Consider the following 18,008-nt stretch of genomic DNA (forward strand, 5'->3'; position numbering starts at 1 on the left):
CCTCACAAGGTCTGAGCCTGCGCAGTTACCTGTAGGAGCTGGCTTGTCGGGGCGCCGAACCGCTGCGATGGGGCGCAAAGCGCCCCCTGCCTAATCAGCGGTTCTGCAGGAACGCGCGAATCCGCTCGGCGGCCTCGATGCACTCGGCCAGCGGCGCAACCAACGCCATGCGCACTCGGCCAGCGCCAGGGTTCACACCATCCACGTCACGCGACAGGTACGACCCTGGTACCACGGTCACATGCTGGGCTTCGAACAGGTCACGGGTGAACGCGGCGTCGCAGCCCGGCACCTTGGCCCACAGGTAGAAGCTGCCATCCGGGCGTTGCACATCCATCACCGGCTGCAGGATATCCAGCACGGCATCGTACTTGGCGCGGTACTGGTCACGGTTTTGGCGCACGTGCGCCTCGTCCTGCCAGGCAGCGATGCTGGCCAGCTGGGTCTGCACGGGCATGGCGCAGCCGTGGTAGGTGCGGTACAGCAAAAATGGCTTGATGATCTCGGCATCGCCCGCGACAAAGCCCGAACGCAGGCCAGGCAGGTTGGAGCGCTTGGACAGGCTGTGGAACACCACGCAGCGTTTGAAATCGCTGCGGCCCAGTTCGGCGCAGGCGCTGAGCAGGCCCGGTGGCGGGGCGTCTTCGTCGAAGTACAGCTCGCTGTAGCATTCGTCGGCGGCGATCACGAAATCATGCTCGTCGGCCAGGGCAATCAGCTTCTTCAGGGTATCCATCGGCACCAGTGCGCCGGTAGGGTTGCCTGGCGAGCACAGGAAGAGGATTTGGCAACGCTGCCAGACATCTGCCGGCACGGCGTCGAAGTCAGGGTTGAAGCCGTTGTTTTCAAGGCACGGCAGGTAGTGCGGGGTGGCGCCTGCCAGCAGCGCCGCACCTTCGTAGATCTGGTAGAACGGATTAGGGCTGACCACCAGGCCATCATCGGCCCGGTTGACCACGGCCTGGGTGAAGGCGAACAGTGCTTCACGGGTGCCGTTGACCGGCAGGATGTGACGGTCGGCATCCAGCCAGCCGGTTGGCACGCCGAAACGGCGCTCGCACCACTGGCCGATGGCCTGGCGCAGCCCTGGCAGGCCGAGGGTGCTGGGGTACACCGCCAGCTTGTCGAGGTTGTCGGCCATGGCCTGGGCGACGAACGCCGGCGATGTGTGCTTCGGCTCACCGATCGACAGCGCGATGGCGCGCTTGTCTGCCGCTGGTTTCACACTGCCCAGCAGGGCGCGCAGTTTCTCGAACGGGTAGGGCTGAAGCTGGGTCAGGGCATGGTTCATCGGCGCAAGGTCTCGTCAATCGTCTAATCGTTAAAAGGTCACGCGGGTCGGGCTGGCGTCACTCGCCTGGCCAGCCTGCAGCTGCTGGACGATAGCCTCCTGCAGGCGGCTGCACAGCTGCGGGTCGGACAGCGGCTGGTTGTCGGCATCGGTGATGAAGAACACGTCTTCCACGCGCTCGCCGAGTGTGGCGATCTTGGCATTCTGCAACGACAGGTCGAACTCCAGGAAGATGCGGCCGATCCGGGCCAGCAGGCCCGGCCGGTCGGGCGCGGTGATCTCAAGGATGGTCACCGGCCGCTGGGCATCGTTGAGGATGGTCACCTGCGGTGGGAAATTGAAGTGCTTGAGCTGGCGTGGCACCCGGCGCTGAATGATCGTCGGGTAGTCCTCGGGGTTGCGCAGCGCTTCGGTGAGGCCGTCGCGAATCTGCTTGACCCGCTGCGGGTTGTCGCCGATCGAGCCGCCGTCATTGTCGAGCACGATATAGGTGTCGAGGGTGAACTGGCTGCTCGAGGTGATGATGCGCGCGTCATGGATGTTCAGGTTCAACTGCGACATGGCCGCCACGGTCACGGCGAAGAAGTCGTGCTGGTCGGGGGCATAGATGAAGATCTGCGTACCGCCCTCGAACTCGCGCTGGGTGGTTTCCTTGATCAGCACCAGCGGCCCGCCGTCGGCCGGCTGCTGGAGGATGGCGTCGGTGTGCCAGGCCACATCGGCCGCGTTGTGCTTGAGGAAGTAGTCGTCGCCCAGCTGCGACCAGAGTTGCTCGACGTCGTCCGGGTCGACGCCTTCGCGCACGAGGATGTCCAGCGCGGCGCTTTGGGTCTGGCGGATCTGCTCTTCGCGGTCCAGTGGGTTTTCCAGGCCACGGCGCAGGGCGCGCTTGGTCTCGGTGTACAGCTGGCGCAGCAGGCTGGCGCGCCAGGAGTTCCATAGGCTGGGGTTGGTGGCGTTGATGTCGGCCACGGTCAGCACATAGAGGTAATCCAGGCGGGTCTCGTCCCCCACATGCAAGGCAAAGTCGTTGATCACCTGTGGGTCGGACAGGTCTTTGCGCTGTGCGGTGGTGGACATCACCAGGTGGTTCAGCACCAGCCAGACGATCAGGCGGCTGTCCCAGGCGGGCAGTTGGTGGCGCTCGCAGAACGTCTGTGCGTCCACCGCGCCCAGCTCCGAGTGGTCACCCTGGCGGCCCTTGCCGATGTCGTGGTAAAGCCCGGCCAGGTAGATCAGCTCGGGTTTGGGCAGGCGGCCCATGAGCTTGCTGGCCAGCGGGAATTTCTCGGAAACCGGCGTGTACTGCAGTTTGCGCAGGTGCTTGATCAGGTTGAGCGTGTGCGCATCGACCGTATAGATGTGGAACAGGTCATGCTGCATCTGCCCGACGATCAGGCCGAATTCCGGCAGGTAGCGGCCGAGGATGCCGTAGCGGTTCATCCGGCGCAGGTTGCGGTGGATGCCGATCTCGCATTTGAACAGCTCGATGAACAGGCTGGTGTTGCGGATATCGTGACGGAAGGTTTCGTCGATCAGGTGCCGGTGCTCGCGCAGCAGGCGCACGGTATCGGCGCGTACCCCTTTGATCTCCGGGTGCTGGGCCATCAGCACGAAGATTTCCAGCATGGCGAACGGCGTGCGTTTGAATACGTTCGGCTTGGCGGCTTCTATATAGCCGTCATGCAGGCGGAAGCGCGCATTCAAAGGTTGGGTGGTGCCGCTGTCATCGTCGGCGAGGATGACTTCCTCGAAGTGCTGGATGATCAGGTCGCACAACTGGCTGATGCTCATCACCACCCTGTAGTACTGCTGCATGAACTGCTCGATCGCGCGCTTGGGGTTCTCGTCGCTGTAGCCCAGCAGGGCGGCGATGCTGCGCTGGTGGTCGAACAGCAAGCGGTCTTCCGAGCGCCCGGCCAGCATGTGCAGGGCATAGCGCACCTTCCACAGGAAGTCCTGGGAGGAGGCCAGCAGTTCGTTCTCGCTTTCCAGCAAAAAACCTTCACCGGCCAGGGCGTGCAGGTTCAGCGTGCCGTATTGGCGGCGCGCCACCCACAACACGGTCTGGATGTCGCGCAGGCCACCGGGTGAGCCCTTGACGTTGGGCTCAAGGTTGTACTCGGTGTCGTTGTACTTGTGGTGGCGGGCCTTGAGCTCGGCGCGCTTGGCCAGGAAGAACTCCTTGCTCGGCCACATGTGCTCGGTGCTGGTGACGTCCAGCATGCGCTGGCGCAAGGCTTCGGGGCCGGCGACGGTGCGGCTTTCCATCATGTTGGTGATGACCGTCAGGTCGGCACGTGCCTGCTCGGCACATTCGTCGACGGTGCGCACACTCTGGCCCACTTCCAGGCCGATGTCCCAGAGCAGGGTGAGGAAGCGCTCGATGGCCTCGCGGTACTGTTCGTGTTCGGCAGCACCTAGCAAAATCAGCAGGTCGATGTCGGAATGCGGGTGCAGTTCACCGCGCCCGTAACCGCCTACCGCGACCAGGGCGATGCCGCGCTGGTCGCCCCAGTCGAACTGGTTCCAGGCCTGCTGCAGGATGTTGTCGACGAGCCAGGCGCGGTCCTCGATCAAACGGCGGATTTCGCGGCCTTCGCGAAAACGCCGGTCGAGCACCTCGCCCGCCTGGCGGATGGCTTTCTTGAAGGCGGCGATAGGGCTCGCCTTGAGGGCCAGTTCCGCCTGGAACTGGCCGCGGTCGAACAGCTCGGGATCCACCTGGGGCATTGCGTCGCGTTCCTGTCGTGGGGTGCCTGGCGCGGACTCAGGCCGAGGTGCGCGCGATAGTGTCGTCCTTGCGCAGGGTGAAGATCTCGTAACCGGTCGCCGTCACCACCAGGGTGTGCTCCCACTGGGCCGAGAGCTTGCGGTCCTTGGTAATGGCGGTCCAGCCATCGCCCAGGACCTTGGTGTCTGCCTTGCCCTGGTTGATCATCGGCTCGATGGTGAAGGTCATGCCTTCTTTGAGTTCCATGCCAGTGCCGGCGCGGCCGTAGTGGAGGATCTGCGGTTCTTCGTGGAACACTTTGCCGATGCCGTGGCCGCAGAATTCGCGCACCACCGAGAAGCCGTTCTTTTCAGCGTGCTTCTGGATCACTTCGCCGATGTCGCCCAGGCGGCAGCCCGGCTTGACCAGCTCGATGGCCTTGTACATGCATTCCTGGGTGACCTTGGACAGGCGCTCGGCCCAGACCGGCACGTTGCCGACGTGGAACATGCGGCTGGTGTCGCCGTGGTAGCCGTCCTTGATCACGGTGACATCGATGTTGAGCGTGTCACCGTCCTTGAGCGGTTTGTCGTTGGGGATGCCGTGGCAGACCACATGGTTGATCGAGGTGCAGATCGACTTGGGGTAACCCTTGTAGTTGAGCGGCGCCGGGATGGCCTGCTGCACGTTGACGATGTAGTCGTGGCACAGGCGGTCCAGTTCTTCGGTGGTGACACCGGGCTTGACGTGCTCTTCGATCATTTCCAGCACCTCGGCGGCCAGGCGGCCGGCGATGCGCATCTTCTCGATGTCTTCTGCGGTCTTGATGGTGACGGTCATTACAGGCTCTCTACGGCGCCGTGCACGGCGCGAACAAACGGGAAAGGCCGGATTCTAGCAGAGCAGGGCGGCAATCGGTCGGGATAAAGCCGGCCATCCTGCTGTCTATAGAGGGCATTTTGGCCTGAAAGCCTGGGTGCTGCAAAAACCGCTGACGGACGCGACAGTATTCGGGTTCCGTTCGCTCGCGGTCTGTGGTATAAAATGCGCCGCTTTCGGGGTCGACCCCGTAAGCCCTAAACCCACACACGTGTCGACACGATGACCTGGGTGCCCCGGATTCTAGAATCTGTGGGTTGGTCATTGGGATGCGTGGAGGCCCAACCCGACTTATCAAGGAACTATCATGTCCCAAGTCAACATGCGCGATATGCTGAAGGCCGGTGTGCACTTCGGCCACCAGACCCGTTACTGGAACCCGAAAATGGGCAAGTACATTTTCGGCGCGCGTAACAAGATCCACATCATCAACCTGGAAAAAACCCTGCCAATGTTCAACGAAGCTCTGGCTTTCGTAGAGCGTCTGGCCCAGGGCAAGAACAAGATCATGTTCGTCGGCACCAAGCGTTCCGCCGGCAAGATCGTCGCCGAGCAAGCTGCTCGTGCCGGTTCGCCATACGTTGACCACCGCTGGTTGGGCGGCATGCTGACCAACTACAAAACCATCCGTGCTTCGATCAAGCGTCTGCGCGACCTGGAAACTCAGGCCGAAGATGGCACCTTTGCCAAGCTGACCAAGAAAGAAGCCCTGATGCGTTCGCGCGATCTGGAAAAGCTGGACCGCAGCCTGGGTGGTATCAAGGACATGGGCGGCCTGCCTGATGCCCTGTTCGTGATCGACGTTGACCACGAGCGCATTGCTATCACCGAAGCCAACAAGCTGGGCATCCCGGTTATCGGCGTTGTCGATACCAACAGCAGCCCGGAAGGTGTTGACTACATCATCCCAGGTAACGATGACGCCATCCGCGCTATCGAGCTGTACATGACTTCGATGGCCGACGCCATCATCCGCGGCCGCAACAACGTTGCTGGCGGCACCGAAGTCTACGCTGAAGAAGCGGCTGCACCTGCTGCTGAGTAATTGACGCCTGGCGTCTACTTGGCACGCAAAAAGGGGGCTTTGCCCCCTTTTTGCCACCTTGAAATCCTGCTGTCAGCAACCGCCCCGCACTATGGGCCTGCTGAGATAAAAACAGCGGATTTGCAGAATTGAACGCCCGTGATGAGCGGGTGGAATGGTTGAAAAACTTTCCAAGAGGATTTTGAAATGGCAGCAATTACTGCAGCGCTGGTCAAAGAACTGCGCGAGCGTACCGGCGAAGGCATGATGGATTGCAAAAAGGCCCTGGAAAAGGCCGGCGGCGACATCGAAAAAGCCATTGACGACATGCGTGCCTCGGGCGCCATCAAGGCCGCCAAAAAGGCTGGCAACGTCGCTGCTGAAGGCGCTATCGCCGTCAAGACCGACGGCAAAGCCGCCGTTCTGCTGGAAGTCAACTCGCAGACCGACTTCCTGGCCCTGCAAGACGACTTCAAAAACTTCGTAGCCGAAAGCCTCGAAGAAGCCTTCGCCCAGAAGCTGACCGACGCTGCACCGCTGATCGCCTCGCGCGAAGCAGCCCGTGAAGCCCTGGTCGCCAAGTGCGGCGAAAACGTCAACATCCGCCGCCTGGCGCGCGTTGAGGGTGACGTTGTTGGTGCTTACCTGCACGGCAACAAGATCGGTGCCGTTGTTGTCCTGAAAGGCGGCGACGTCGAGCTGGCCAAGAACATCGCCATGCACGTTGCTGCTTCGAACCCGGAGTTCCTGGATGCATCGGAAATCTCCGCCGAGGCCATCGAGCGCGAGAAGAATGTCTTCCTGCAGCTGAACGCCGACAAGATCGCCGGCAAGCCGGAAAACATCGTTGAGAACATGATCAACGGCCGTATCACCAAGTTCAAGGCCGAAGCTTCGCTGAAAGAGCAAGCCTTCGTCATGAACCCGGAAGTCAAGGTTGGCGAGCTGGCCAAGAAAGCCGGTGCTGAAATCGTTTCCTTCACCTACTTCAAAGTCGGCGAAGGCATCGAGAAGCCAGTCGACAACTTCGCTGAAGAAGTTGCCGCTCAGGTAGCTGCTGCCAAGCAGTAAGACAGACACGTCTGTCGCCCCAAAGAGGCTGCCCGCTCACGCGCGCAGCCTCTTTGTCAAAGCGGGAGCGGTTTTCCAAACCGCTGTTCGCTGACGCAGTCGCTGCGTCACGTTAGAGTTACACGCAGGCTCAAGCAGCCCGCCAGAATTTTTTTACAAACGCCGCAGGAGAGATTCGCAATGGCTCAGCAGGGCAGTGGTCATCAGGCTCGCTATAAACGCATTCTACTCAAACTTAGCGGCGAGGCCCTGATGGGCTCGGAAGAGTTCGGGATCGACCCCAAGGTCCTGGATCGCATGGCGCTGGAAGTCGGTCAACTGGTCGGCATCGGTGTGCAAGTCGGTCTGGTGATCGGCGGTGGCAACCTGTTCCGTGGTGCGGCGCTCAGTGCAGCCGGCATGGACCGCGTCACCGGTGACCACATGGGCATGCTGGCGACCGTCATGAATGCCCTGGCCATGCGCGACGCGCTGGAGCGGGCAAACATTACCGCCATCGTCATGTCGGCGATTTCCATGGTGGGCGTGACCGATCACTATGATCGCCGCAAAGCCATGCGCCACCTGAACGCCAAAGAAGTCGTAATCTTCGCTGCCGGTACCGGCAACCCGTTCTTCACCACCGACTCCGCCGCTTGCCTGCGCGCCATCGAAATCGATGCCGACGTGGTATTGAAGGCAACCAAGGTCGATGGTGTATACACTGCAGATCCATTCAAGGACCCACATGCCGAGAAGTTCGATCATCTGACCTACGATGAAGTGCTGGATCGCAAGCTGGGTGTGATGGATCTGACGGCAATCTGCCTTTGCCGCGACCACAAGATGCCGCTGCGCGTCTTCAATATGAACAAGCCGGGCGCCCTGCTGAACATCGTGCATGGCGGCGCGGAAGGAACCCTGATCGAGGAAGTTCAAAAATGATCAACGCTATCAAGAAAGACGCCCAGGACCGCATGGGCAAGTCCATCGAGGCGCTGGGTCGCCACCTGGCTGCCATCCGCACCGGCCGTGCCCACCCAAGCATCCTGGACAGCGTCAGGGTCACTGCCTGGGGTAGCGAAATGCCGCTGAACCAGGTGGCCGCGATTACCGTCGAGGACGCGCGCACCCTGAAGATCGTTGCGCACGACAAGAACCTCAGCGCTGCCATCGAAAAAGCCATCCTGACCTCCGACCTGGGCCTGAACCCGTCCAGCGCCGGTACCACCATCCGCGTCCCGATGCCGGCCCTGACTGAGGAAACCCGCAAGGGTTACACCAAGCAGGCCAGTGGCGTTGCCGAAGATGCCAAGGTAGCCGTGCGTAACGTGCGCCGTGACGCACTCGCCGACCTGAAGAAGCTGACCAAGGACAAGGAAATCAGCGAAGACGAAGAACGTCGCGCCGCTGACGAGATCCAGAAGCTGACCGACAAGTTCGTCGCCGAAATCGACGCTGCGTTCAAGGCCAAGGAAAAGGACCTGTTGGCCGTCTAAGGCCGAGGTTTTTTAATGGAAAAGACCAAGCCAGCGGCGCCGTCCTCGGTGCCGCGACACGTCGCGATCATCATGGATGGCAACAACCGCTGGGCGAAGAAGCGCTTGCTGCCCGGCGTTGCCGGGCACAAGGCTGGCGTCGATGCCGTGCGTGCGGTCATCGAAGTCTGCGCCGAATCGGGGGTCGAGGTACTGACCCTGTTCGCCTTCTCCAGCGAAAACTGGCAGCGCCCCGCCGAAGAGGTCGGTGCGCTGATGGAGTTGTTCTTCTCGGCCCTGCGCCGTGAGGCGCGTCGCCTCAACGAGAACAACATCAGCTTGCGCATCATTGGTGATCGCTCGCGCTTTCATCCTGAGCTGCAGGCTGCCATGCGTGAGGCCGAGGCACTGACCGCCGGCAACAACCGCTTCATCCTGCAGATCGCGGCCAACTACGGTGGCCAGTGGGATATCGCCCAGGCTGCCCAGCGCCTGGCGCGGGAAGTACAGGCGGGCCATCTGCGTCCGGACGATATCACGCCGGGTCTGCTGCAGACGTGCCTGTCCACCGGTGAGTTGCCGTTGCCGGACCTGTGCATCCGCACCGGGGGCGAACGCCGCATCAGCAATTTCCTGCTGTGGCAGCTGGCCTATGCCGAGCTGTATTTCTCCGACCTGTACTGGCCGGACTTCAAACACGAGGCCATGCGCAATGCCCTGGCCGATTTCGCTTCGCGCCAGCGCCGCTTCGGTAAGACCAGCGAGCAGGTCGAGGCTGGAGCTCGTGCTTAATGCTTAAACAACGCATCATTACCGCGCTGATCCTGCTGCCGGTCGCGCTGGGTGGCTTCTTCCTGCTCAACGGTGGGGATTTCGCCCTGTTCATCGGCTTCGTGGTCACCCTCGGCGCCTGGGAGTGGGCGCGCCTGGCGGGGTTGATGACCCAGCCACTGCGCATTGCCTACGCCGCAGTCGTCGCCGGAGCGCTGATGCTGCTGCACCTGATGCCCGACCTGGCACCTTGGGTGCTGGGTGCGTCAGTGATCTGGTGGGGGCTGGCCACCTGGCTGGTGCTGACCTATCCGCGCAGCAGCGAGCTATGGGCCAGTGCGGCCTGCCGCTTGCTGATCGGCCTGCTGGTGTTGCTGCCGGCGTGGCAAGGCTTGGTGCTGCTCAAGCACTGGCCGCTCGGCAACTGGCTGATTCTGTCGGTCATGGTGCTGGTGTGGGCCGCCGACATCGGTGCCTACTTCTCTGGTCGAGCCTTCGGCAAGCGCAAGCTGGCGCCGCAGGTCAGCCCGGGCAAGAGCTGGGAAGGCGTCTATGGTGGCCTGGCTGTCAGCCTGGTTATTACGCTGGTGGTCGGTATCAGCCGCGACTGGGGCGTTGGCCAGATTCTGCTGGGCCTGATGGGCGCGGCACTGGTGGTCATGGCCTCGGTGATTGGTGACCTGACTGAAAGCATGTTCAAGCGCCGCTCGGGCATCAAGGACAGCAGCAACCTGCTGCCCGGCCATGGTGGCGTGCTCGACCGCATCGACAGCCTGACGGCGGCCATCCCGCTCTTTGCCGTGCTGCTGTGGGCTGCCGAATGGGGTGTGATGTGAGTACGTTGCAGCGCATTACCGTGCTGGGTGCCACGGGCTCCATTGGCCTGAGCACGCTGGATGTGATTGCACGTCATCCTGAGCGTTATTCGGTATTCGCCCTGAGCGGTTACTCGCGCATCGATGAGCTGCTGGCGCTGTGCGTCCGGCATCGCCCGGAGTACGCAGTAGTACCGAATGCCGAAGGCGCTGCGCGCTTGCGCGACGGCCTGGCTGCCGTCGGCTGCGCTACCCAGGTGCTGGAAGGCGAGGCGGGGCTTTGCCAGGTTGCCGCAGCGCCCGAGGTGGATGCGGTGATGGCCGCCATCGTGGGTGCAGCAGGGCTGCGACCGACCTTGGCTGCCGTCGAGGCGGGCAAGAAAGTGTTGCTGGCCAATAAAGAGGCGCTGGTGATGTCTGGCGCGCTGTTCATGGAGGCGGTGCGGCGCAGTGGTGCCGTGCTGCTGCCGATCGACAGCGAGCACAATGCAATCTTCCAGTGCCTGCCCGGCGACTATGCCCGCGGCCTGAGCCAGGTGGGGGTGCGCCGCATCCTGCTGACGGCATCAGGTGGCCCGTTCCGCGAAACACCGTCCGCCGCATTGGCCGATGTCACCCCGGAGCAGGCGTGCGCGCACCCTAACTGGTCCATGGGGCGCAAGATTTCCGTGGATTCGGCCAGCATGATGAACAAAGGGCTCGAGTTGATCGAGGCCTGCTGGCTGTTCGATGCCTCGCCCGCCAAGGTCGAGGTGGTGGTGCACCCGCAGAGCGTGATCCACTCGCTGGTGGATTACGTGGACGGTTCGGTGCTCGCCCAGTTGGGCAACCCAGACATGCGCACGCCGATCGCCAATGCGCTGGCCTGGCCAGAGCGCATTGATTCTGGCGTCGCACCGCTGGACCTGTTTGCCATCGCACGCCTGGATTTCCAGGCGCCGGACGAACAGCGCTTCCCGTGCCTGCGCCTGGCGCGGCAGGCTGCCGAGGCCGGCAACAGTGCACCTGCCGTGCTCAATGCGGCCAACGAAGTGGCTGTCGAGGCATTTCTCCAGCGGCGTATCCGCTTCCCGGAGATCGCGGGTATGATCGAACAAGTGCTCGATCAGGAGCCTGTAGTGCCACTGGCCTCGTTGGACGCGGTATTTGCCGCCGACCAGCGTGCCCGGGAGCTGTCCCGTGAGTGGTTGCGGCGTCACGGTCGATGATGCAGGCCTGCCAGGGCTTGTGCGAAAAGTCGTTCTGCTGAACGTCATCTGGAGAAAGATATGACTGCGCTCTACATGATTGTCGGCACCCTGGTGGCCTTGGGTGTTCTGGTCACGTTCCACGAGTTCGGCCACTTTTGGGTGGCCCGACGCTGCGGCGTCAAGGTGCTGCGTTTTTCGGTGGGCTTTGGTACGCCGTTGTTGCGCTGGCATGACCGCCAGGGCACCGAATTCGTGGTGGCGGCGATTCCGCTGGGCGGCTACGTCAAGATGCTCGATGAGCGCGAAGGCGATGTGCCGCCTGCGTTGGCCGACCAGTCGTTCAACCGTAAAAGCGTGCGTCAGCGTATCGCCATCGTCGCCGCCGGCCCGATTGCCAACTTCTTGCTGGCTATCGTGTTCTTTTGGCTCTTGGCCATGCTCGGCACCCAGCAGATTCGCCCGGTCATCGGTGCAGTCGAAGCGGGCAGCCTGGCAGCGTCGGCAGGCCTGACCGCAGGTCAGGAAATTGTATCCATCGATGGCAAGGCGACCAGCGGTTGGTCTGCGGTCAACCTGCAACTGGTTCGCCGTCTGGGCGAGAGCGGCACCCTGCAGGTAAGCGTGCGCGACGAAGGCGCCAGTGCCGAGCAGCACTTGCAGATCAAGCTGGACCACTGGCTGAAAGGCGCCGACGAGCCAGACCCTATCCAGTCCCTCGGTTTGCGCCCATGGCGCCCGGTGATCGTGCCGGTGCTGGCCGAGATCGATTCGAAAGGGCCGGCCGCTGCCGCCGGCTTGAAGACAGGTGACAAGCTGCTGGCCCTCGATGGCGTGGCAGTGAACGACTGGCAACAGGTGGTCGACACCGTCCGCGCCCACCCGCAAGCCAAGGTCGTGGTGCGTGTCGAGCGCGATGGCGCTGCGCTGGATGTGCCGGTAACCCTGGCCCGCAAGGGTGAAGGCAAGGCCGCGGGCGGTTACCTGGGCGCGGGGGTAAAAGGTGGCGAATGGCCTGCCAACATGCTCCGCGAAGTCAGCTATGGCCCGTTGGACGCGGTAGGCGAGGGCTTGTCGCGCACCTGGAACATGAGCGTCCTGACGCTCGAGTCGCTGAAGAAAATGCTGTTCGGAGAGCTCTCGGTAAAAAACTTGAGCGGACCGATAACCATTGCTAAAGTGGCGGGCGCTTCAGCCCAGTCCGGCGTGGGGGATTTCCTGAATTTCCTGGCCTACCTGAGCATAAGCCTGGGGGTTCTTAACCTGCTGCCCATTCCAGTACTGGATGGGGGGCATTTGCTGTTTTACCTGGTCGAGTGGGCGCGCGGTCGTCCGCTGTCAGATCGGGTGCAAGGTTGGGGGGTCCAGATCGGTATCAGTTTGGTCGTAGGGGTGATGTTGCTCGCCCTGATCAACGATCTGGGTCGACTATAAAGCTTCGCATTGCGAACCTGCCGCCACTTCGCGGCGGGTTGTTTATTGCCAGTTGGAATAAAAGGACTTCATGAAACGTCTGCTGCTAACTGCGGTCCTCTCCGCACTGATGATCGCTGAAGTTCACGCCGAGTCCTTCACCATCTCCGATATTCGTGTCAACGGCCTGCAGCGGGTTTCCGCCGGCAGCGTCTTCGGTGCCTTGCCGCTCAACGTCGGCGATCAGGCCGATGATCGGCGCCTGGTGGATTCGACCCGTTCCCTGTTCAAGACTGGCTTCTTCCAAGACATCCAGCTGAGCCGCGATGGCAATGTCCTGATCATCAACGTGGTCGAGCGCCCGTCGGTTTCCAGCATCGAGATCGAAGGCAACAAGGCGATAAGCACCGAAGACCTGATGAAGGGTCTGAAGCAGTCTGGCCTGGCCGAAGGTGAAATCTTCCAGCGCGCCACCCTTGAAGGTGTGCGTAACGAGCTGCAGCGCCAGTACGTGGCCCAGGGCCGCTACTCGGCCGAGGTCGACGCCGAAGTCGTGCCGCAGCCGCGCAACCGCGTCGCGCTGAAAATCAAGATCAACGAAGGCACCGTCGCGGCCATTCAGCACATCAACGTGGTGGGCAACAACGTCTTCGACGACGAAGAGCTGTCGCAGCTGTTCGAGCTGAAAACCACCAACTGGCTGTCGTTCTTCAAGAACGACGACAAGTACGCCCGTGAAAAACTCTCCGGTGACCTGGAGCGTCTGCGTTCCTACTACCTGGACCGCGGCTACATCAACATGGATATCGCCTCTACCCAGGTATCCATCACGCCAGACAAGAAACACGTCTACATCACCGTCAACATCAACGAAGGCGAGAAGTACACCGTCCGTGACGTGAAGCTCTCCGGTGACCTCAAGGTGCCGGAAGACCAGGTCAAGTCGCTGCTGCTGGTGCAGCCGGGCCAGGTATTCTCGCGCAAGGTGATGACCACCACGTCCGAGCTGATCACCCGTCGTCTGGGTAACGAAGGCTACACCTTCGCCAACGTCAACGGCGTGCCACAGCCGAACGACCAGGACCACACCGTCGATATCATGTTCGTGGTCGACCCGGGCAAGCGTGCCTACGTCAACCGCATCAACTACCGCGGCAACACCAAGACCGAAGACGAAGTGCTGCGTCGCGAAATGCGCCAGATGGAAGGCGGCTGGGCGTCGACTTACCTGATCGACCAATCCAAGACCCGTCTGGAACGCCTGGGCTTCTTCAAGGAAGTCAACGTCGAGACCCCGCCGGTGCCTGGCACCGATGACCAGGTCGACGTCAACTACAGCGTCGAGGAACAAGCGTCCGGCTCCATTACGGCGTCGGTCGGTTTCGCCCAGAGCGCCGGTCTGATCCTGGGTGGTTCGATCAGCCAGAGCAACTTCCTGGGTACCGGTAACAAGGTCTCCATCGGCCTGACCCGTTCCGAATACCAGACCCGCTACAACTTCGGCTTCGTGGACCCCTACTTCACGGCTGACGGTGTCAGCCTGGGTTACAACGCCTTCTACCGCAGCACCGACTACGACGACCTCGATGTCGACGTTGCCAGCTATGCGGTCGACAGCCTGGGCGCCGGTGTCAGCCTGGGTTACCCGATCAGCGAAACCTCGCGCCTGACCTATGGCCTGAGCGTTCAGCAGGACAAGATCAAGACCGGTAAATACACCGTTGACGAGATCTTCGACTTCCTCGATCAAGAGGGTGACAACTTCCTGAACTTCAAGGCGTCGATCGGCTGGTCCGAATCGACCTTGAACAAAGGCGTGCTGGCGACTCGTGGTCACTCGCAAAGCCTGACCCTGGAATCGACCATTCCGGGCAGCGACCTGTCGTTCTACAAGCTCGACTACCGCGGCCAGCTGTTCAAGCCAATCAACAACGACTACACCCTGCGCCTGCACACTGAACTGGGCTATGGTGATGGCTACGGCAGCACCTCGGGCCTGCCGTTCTACGAGAACTACTACGCGGGCGGCTTCAACTCTGTCCGTGGCTTCAAGGACAGCAGCCTGGGCCCACGCAGTACGCCTAGCCGTGGTGAAGGCAACCCGGGTGGCAAACCGGGTACCATCGCCGACCCGGATCAGGATCCGCTGCCGTTCGGTGGCAACGTGTTGGTCCAGGGTGGTGTCGAACTGCTGTTCCCACTGCCGTTCGTCAAGGACCAGCGTTCGCTGCGCACGTCGGTATTCTGGGACGTGGGTAACGTGTTCGATACCAACTGCGGCAGCAAGCCAGATTGCGAGAAGGTCGGTTTCTCGGGTATGGCCAGTTCGGTGGGTCTGGGTGTGACCTGGATCACTGCACTGGGCCCGTTGAGCTTCAGCCTGGCGATGCCGGTCAAGAAGCCGGACGATGCCGATACCCAGGTGTTCCAATTCTCTCTGGGCCAGACCTTCTAAGGTCGGCCCTTGCATAACGACAACGGTTTATCCAGGAGTGCATCGTGCGTAAGTTGACTCAACTGGCCATTTTGGCCGCGGCGCTGGTCGCCACCCCGGCTTTCGCCGAAATGAAGGTTGCCGTCCTGAACTATCAGATGGCCCTGCTGGAATCGGATGCCGCCAAGAAGTATGCGGTTGATGCAGAGAAAAAATTCGGCCCGCAACTGACCAAGCTGAAGAGCCTGGAAAGCAGCGCCAAGGGCATCCAGGACCGCCTGATCAAAGGTGGCGACAAGATGCAGCAGCAGGAGCGTGAGCGCCTGGAGCTCGAGTTCAAGCAAAAGGCCCGTGACTTCCAGTTCCAGTCCAAGGAACTGAACGAGGCCAAGGCCGTTGCTGACCGTGACATGCTCAAGCAACTCAAGCCGAAGCTGGACGGTGCTGTCGAGGAAGTGATCAAGAAGGGTGGTTTCGACCTGGTTCTCGAGCGTGGCGCGGTCATCGATGTCAAACCTCAGTACGACATCACCCGCCAAGTCATCGAGCGCATGAACCAAGCCCGTTGATATGACCTTGAACATGACGCTTGGCCAGTTGGCCGAAGCCCTCGGCGCCACCCTCAAGGGGCCCGAGGCGCTGCAGATTACCGGGCTGGCCACCTTGCAGGAGGCCGGCCCCGGTCAATTGAGCTTCCTCGCCAACCCGCAGTACCGCAAATTCCTGGATAACAGCCAGGCGGCAGCGGTGCTGCTCAAGGCTGCGGATGCTGAAGGCTTTGCTGGCAATGCACTGATCGTCGCTGATCCGTACTTGGCCTATGCGCGCATTTCCCACCTGTTCGATCCCAAGCCCAAGGCTGTGGCGGGAATTCATCCCAGCGCCGTAGTGGCTGAAGATGCCCAGGTGGATGCCAGTGCGAGCATCGGCCCGTTCGTCGTCATCGAAAGTGGTGCGCAGGTTGCTGCCAATGTCAGCATCGGTGCCCACTGCGTGGTCGGTGCCCGTTGCGTTATCGGTGAGGGCGGCTGGCTGGCGCCACGGGTCACCCTGTACCATGACGTGACCATCGGCAAGCGTGTGGTGATCCAGTCTGGCGCAGTGATCGGTGGCGAGGGCTTCGGCTTCGCCAACGAGAAGGGCGTATGGCGCAAGATTGCCCAGATCGGCGGCGTGACCATCGGCGATGATGTAGAAATCGGCGTCAACACGGCAATCGACCGTGGTGCGCTGTCGGACACGCGCATTGCCGACGGGGTCAAGCTCGACAACCAGATCCAGATCGCCCATAACGTTCAGATCGGTGAGCACACGGCCATGGCCGCTTGTGTCGGGATTTCCGGCAGCACGCGCATTGGCAAGCATTGCACCATTGCTGGCGGTGTCGGCATGGTGGGTCATATTGATGTCTGTGATAACGTTTTCGTGTCCGGGATGACCATGGTGACCCGATCGATCACCGAACCGGGTGCCTATTCTTCCGGCACAGCCATGCAGCCATTGGCTGACTGGCGCAAGAGCGCCGCGCGTATCCGCCACCTGGACGACATGGCCAAGCGTCTCCAGCAGGTGGAAAAGCGCATCGATACCGTGACCTCAGGTGGCCAGCCGGCATCAGAAGGCTGATACCATTCCCTGAGCAAGAGTGAACAGACGCTAGCTGGCTCCTCTTTGGACTGCAAAAGGAGCGCGTGGTCAGCACCTGCGCTCCCTATTCTTATTACAGGCTTCCCCCCGAAATGATGGACATCAACGAGATTCGCGAATACCTGCCTCACCGTTACCCGTTCCTGCTGGTGGACCGCGTGACGGATCTGGACTTCGAGGCCCAGAGCATTCGTGCCTACAAGAATGTCAGCATCAACGAGCCGTTCTTCAATGGCCACTTCCCGGCCCACCCGATCATGCCGGGCGTTCTGATCATCGAGGCCATGGCCCAGGCGGCCGGCATCCTCGGTTTCAAGATGCTCGATGCCAAGCCGGCAGATGGCACCCTGTACTACTTTGTCGGGTCCGACAAATTGCGTTTCCGTCAGCCGGTATTGCCGGGTGACCAGCTTGTGCTGGAAGCCAAGTTCCTCAGCCGCAAGAGCATGATCTGGAAATTCGAGTGCCGCGCCCTGGTCGACGGCAAGCCTGTCTGCTCGGCAGAAATCACCTGCGCGGAACGCTCCCTATGAATTTGATTGATCCTCGGGCCATCATCGACCCGTCGGCCAAGCTGGCCGACGGTGTCGAGGTGGGCCCCTGGTCGATCGTTGGCCCTGGTGTCGAAATCGGGGAGGGCACCGTCATTGGCCCGCATGTGGTGCTCAAGGGGCCGACCCGTATCGGCAAGCACAACCGCATCTACCAGTTTTCCTCGATCGGCGAAGACACCCCTGACCTCAAGTACAAGGGTGAGCCGACGCGCCTGGTGATCGGTGATCACAATGTGTTCCGCGAAGGTGTGACGATTCACCGCGGTACCGTTCAGGACCGTGCAGAAACCACCGTCGGCGATCACAACCTGATCATGGCCTACGCCCACATCGGTCACGACAGTGTCATCGGCAATCATTGCATTCTGGTGAACAACACCGCGTTGGCGGGGCATGTTCATGTGGGTGACTGGGCAATTCTGTCCGGGTACACCCTGGTGCACCAGTACTGCCATATCGGTGCACATGCGTTTTCCGGCATGGGCACGGCGATCGGCAAAGACGTACCGGCTTTCGTCACGGTGTTCGGCAGCCCGGCCGAAGCACGCAGCATGAACTTCGAAGGCATGCGCCGTCGGGGTTTCAGCGACGAGGTCATTCATATCCTGCGTCGTTGCTACAAGATCGTCTACCGTCAGGGCCTGACCGTCGAAGATGCGATCAAGGCGCTGGACGAACTGGCAGCCCAGCACCCTGAGGTCGATCTGTTCCGTCAGTCGATCCTGAATTCTGCCCGCGGCATCACCCGCTGA

General features: G+C 61.5%; 16 protein-coding genes. 13 read left to right on the top strand and 3 right to left on the bottom strand.

Going from position 1 to position 18,008, the window contains the following annotated elements:
• Positions 1-94: 94 nt before the first annotated feature.
• The 3 genes from dapC to map are packed head-to-tail and all read right to left on the bottom strand — an operon-like array spanning position 95 to position 4,844.
• Positions 95-1,291 (bottom strand): succinyldiaminopimelate transaminase, encoded by a 1,197-nt coding sequence (dapC, locus tag D886_RS0121065; RefSeq protein ID WP_027595789.1) that lies wholly within the window; start codon positions 1,289-1,291, stop codon positions 95-97.
• Between the two features lie 30 nt (positions 1,292-1,321).
• Positions 1,322-4,024: a [protein-PII] uridylyltransferase gene (locus tag D886_RS0121070; protein WP_027595790.1), complete on the bottom strand. Its 2,703-nt coding sequence runs from the start codon at positions 4,022-4,024 to the stop codon at positions 1,322-1,324.
• A gap of 37 nt (positions 4,025-4,061) precedes the next feature.
• The gene (gene map, locus D886_RS0121075) at positions 4,062-4,844 is read right to left on the bottom strand and encodes a type I methionyl aminopeptidase (protein WP_027595791.1); all 783 of its coding nucleotides are present in this window, start codon (positions 4,842-4,844) and stop codon (positions 4,062-4,064) included.
• A gap of 346 nt (positions 4,845-5,190) precedes the next feature.
• Between map and rpsB the strand changes: the two genes are divergently transcribed.
• From rpsB to lpxA, 13 genes are all read left to right on the top strand, one after another.
• A complete protein-coding gene (gene rpsB / locus D886_RS0121080; RefSeq protein ID WP_027595792.1) occupies positions 5,191-5,928 on the top strand; it encodes a 30S ribosomal protein S2 in 738 nt (245 codons plus the stop codon).
• 186 nt (positions 5,929-6,114) lie between these two features.
• The gene (gene tsf, locus D886_RS0121085) at positions 6,115-6,978 is read left to right on the top strand and encodes a translation elongation factor Ts (RefSeq protein ID WP_027595793.1); all 864 of its coding nucleotides are present in this window, start codon (positions 6,115-6,117) and stop codon (positions 6,976-6,978) included.
• A 180-nt stretch (positions 6,979-7,158) separates the two neighbouring features.
• Positions 7,159-7,902 carry a UMP kinase gene (pyrH, locus tag D886_RS0121090; protein WP_009686950.1) on the top strand — a complete coding sequence of 248 codons (744 nt, stop codon included), beginning with the start codon at positions 7,159-7,161 and terminating at the stop codon, positions 7,900-7,902.
• Positions 7,899-8,456 (top strand): ribosome recycling factor, encoded by a 558-nt coding sequence (gene frr, locus D886_RS0121095; protein ID WP_027595794.1) that lies wholly within the window; start codon positions 7,899-7,901, stop codon positions 8,454-8,456. The genes pyrH and frr overlap by 4 nt, the downstream gene beginning before the upstream one ends.
• Before the next feature lie 15 nt (positions 8,457-8,471).
• On the top strand, positions 8,472-9,227 hold the full coding sequence (uppS, locus tag D886_RS0121100; RefSeq protein WP_027595795.1) for a polyprenyl diphosphate synthase: 756 nt from the start codon (positions 8,472-8,474) through the stop codon (positions 9,225-9,227).
• Positions 9,227-10,042, top strand: coding sequence for a phosphatidate cytidylyltransferase (locus D886_RS0121105; RefSeq protein WP_027595796.1), 816 nt, complete (start codon positions 9,227-9,229; stop codon positions 10,040-10,042). Before uppS ends, D886_RS0121105 begins: the two co-directional genes overlap by 1 nt.
• On the top strand, positions 10,039-11,229 hold the full coding sequence (ispC, locus tag D886_RS0121110) for a 1-deoxy-D-xylulose-5-phosphate reductoisomerase (protein ID WP_027595797.1): 1,191 nt from the start codon (positions 10,039-10,041) through the stop codon (positions 11,227-11,229). The genes D886_RS0121105 and ispC overlap by 4 nt, the downstream gene beginning before the upstream one ends.
• Before the next feature lie 60 nt (positions 11,230-11,289).
• Positions 11,290-12,642 carry an RIP metalloprotease RseP gene (gene rseP / locus D886_RS0121115; protein WP_027595798.1) on the top strand — a complete coding sequence of 451 codons (1,353 nt, stop codon included), beginning with the start codon at positions 11,290-11,292 and terminating at the stop codon, positions 12,640-12,642.
• 70 nt (positions 12,643-12,712) lie between these two features.
• Positions 12,713-15,076 carry an outer membrane protein assembly factor BamA gene (bamA, locus tag D886_RS0121120; protein WP_027595799.1) on the top strand — a complete coding sequence of 788 codons (2,364 nt, stop codon included), beginning with the start codon at positions 12,713-12,715 and terminating at the stop codon, positions 15,074-15,076.
• Between the two features lie 44 nt (positions 15,077-15,120).
• Entirely contained in the window at positions 15,121-15,624 is a 504-nt protein-coding gene (locus tag D886_RS0121125; protein ID WP_027595800.1) for an OmpH family outer membrane protein, read from the top strand.
• A 1-nt stretch (position 15,625) separates the two neighbouring features.
• Positions 15,626-16,681 (top strand): UDP-3-O-(3-hydroxymyristoyl)glucosamine N-acyltransferase, encoded by a 1,056-nt coding sequence (lpxD, locus tag D886_RS0121130; protein WP_027595801.1) that lies wholly within the window; start codon positions 15,626-15,628, stop codon positions 16,679-16,681.
• Positions 16,682-16,794: 113 nt separating this feature from the next.
• On the top strand, positions 16,795-17,235 hold the full coding sequence (gene fabZ / locus D886_RS0121135) for a 3-hydroxyacyl-ACP dehydratase FabZ (RefSeq protein ID WP_003252314.1): 441 nt from the start codon (positions 16,795-16,797) through the stop codon (positions 17,233-17,235).
• Positions 17,232-18,008: an acyl-ACP--UDP-N-acetylglucosamine O-acyltransferase gene (gene lpxA, locus D886_RS0121140; protein WP_027595802.1), complete on the top strand. Its 777-nt coding sequence runs from the start codon at positions 17,232-17,234 to the stop codon at positions 18,006-18,008. The genes fabZ and lpxA overlap by 4 nt, the downstream gene beginning before the upstream one ends.

It is taken from the genome of Pseudomonas sp. LAIL14HWK12:I7 (assembly GCF_000483465.1).
In the GTDB taxonomy this organism is placed as follows: domain Bacteria; phylum Pseudomonadota; class Gammaproteobacteria; order Pseudomonadales; family Pseudomonadaceae; genus Aquipseudomonas; species Aquipseudomonas kermanshahensis.

Excerpts from the sequence above, each read along its gene's own strand:
- map (WP_027595791.1), bottom strand. The coding sequence starts at position 4,844 with ATGACCGTCACCATCAAGACCGCAGAAGACATCGAGAAGATGCGCATC.
- D886_RS0121105 (WP_027595796.1), top strand. The coding sequence starts at position 9,227 with ATGCTTAAACAACGCATCATTACCGCGCTGATCCTGCTGCCGGTCGCG.
- bamA (WP_027595799.1), top strand. The coding sequence starts at position 12,713 with ATGAAACGTCTGCTGCTAACTGCGGTCCTCTCCGCACTGATGATCGCT.
- pyrH (WP_009686950.1), top strand. The coding sequence starts at position 7,159 with ATGGCTCAGCAGGGCAGTGGTCATCAGGCTCGCTATAAACGCATTCTA.
- frr (WP_027595794.1), top strand. The coding sequence starts at position 7,899 with ATGATCAACGCTATCAAGAAAGACGCCCAGGACCGCATGGGCAAGTCC.
- D886_RS0121070 (WP_027595790.1), bottom strand. The coding sequence starts at position 4,024 with ATGCCCCAGGTGGATCCCGAGCTGTTCGACCGCGGCCAGTTCCAGGCG.
- fabZ (WP_003252314.1), top strand. The coding sequence starts at position 16,795 with ATGATGGACATCAACGAGATTCGCGAATACCTGCCTCACCGTTACCCG.
- tsf (WP_027595793.1), top strand. The coding sequence starts at position 6,115 with ATGGCAGCAATTACTGCAGCGCTGGTCAAAGAACTGCGCGAGCGTACC.
- lpxD (WP_027595801.1), top strand. The coding sequence starts at position 15,626 with ATGACCTTGAACATGACGCTTGGCCAGTTGGCCGAAGCCCTCGGCGCC.
- dapC (WP_027595789.1), bottom strand. The coding sequence starts at position 1,291 with ATGAACCATGCCCTGACCCAGCTTCAGCCCTACCCGTTCGAGAAACTG.
- lpxA (WP_027595802.1), top strand. The coding sequence starts at position 17,232 with ATGAATTTGATTGATCCTCGGGCCATCATCGACCCGTCGGCCAAGCTG.
- uppS (WP_027595795.1), top strand. The coding sequence starts at position 8,472 with ATGGAAAAGACCAAGCCAGCGGCGCCGTCCTCGGTGCCGCGACACGTC.
- rpsB (WP_027595792.1), top strand. The coding sequence starts at position 5,191 with ATGTCCCAAGTCAACATGCGCGATATGCTGAAGGCCGGTGTGCACTTC.
- rseP (WP_027595798.1), top strand. The coding sequence starts at position 11,290 with ATGACTGCGCTCTACATGATTGTCGGCACCCTGGTGGCCTTGGGTGTT.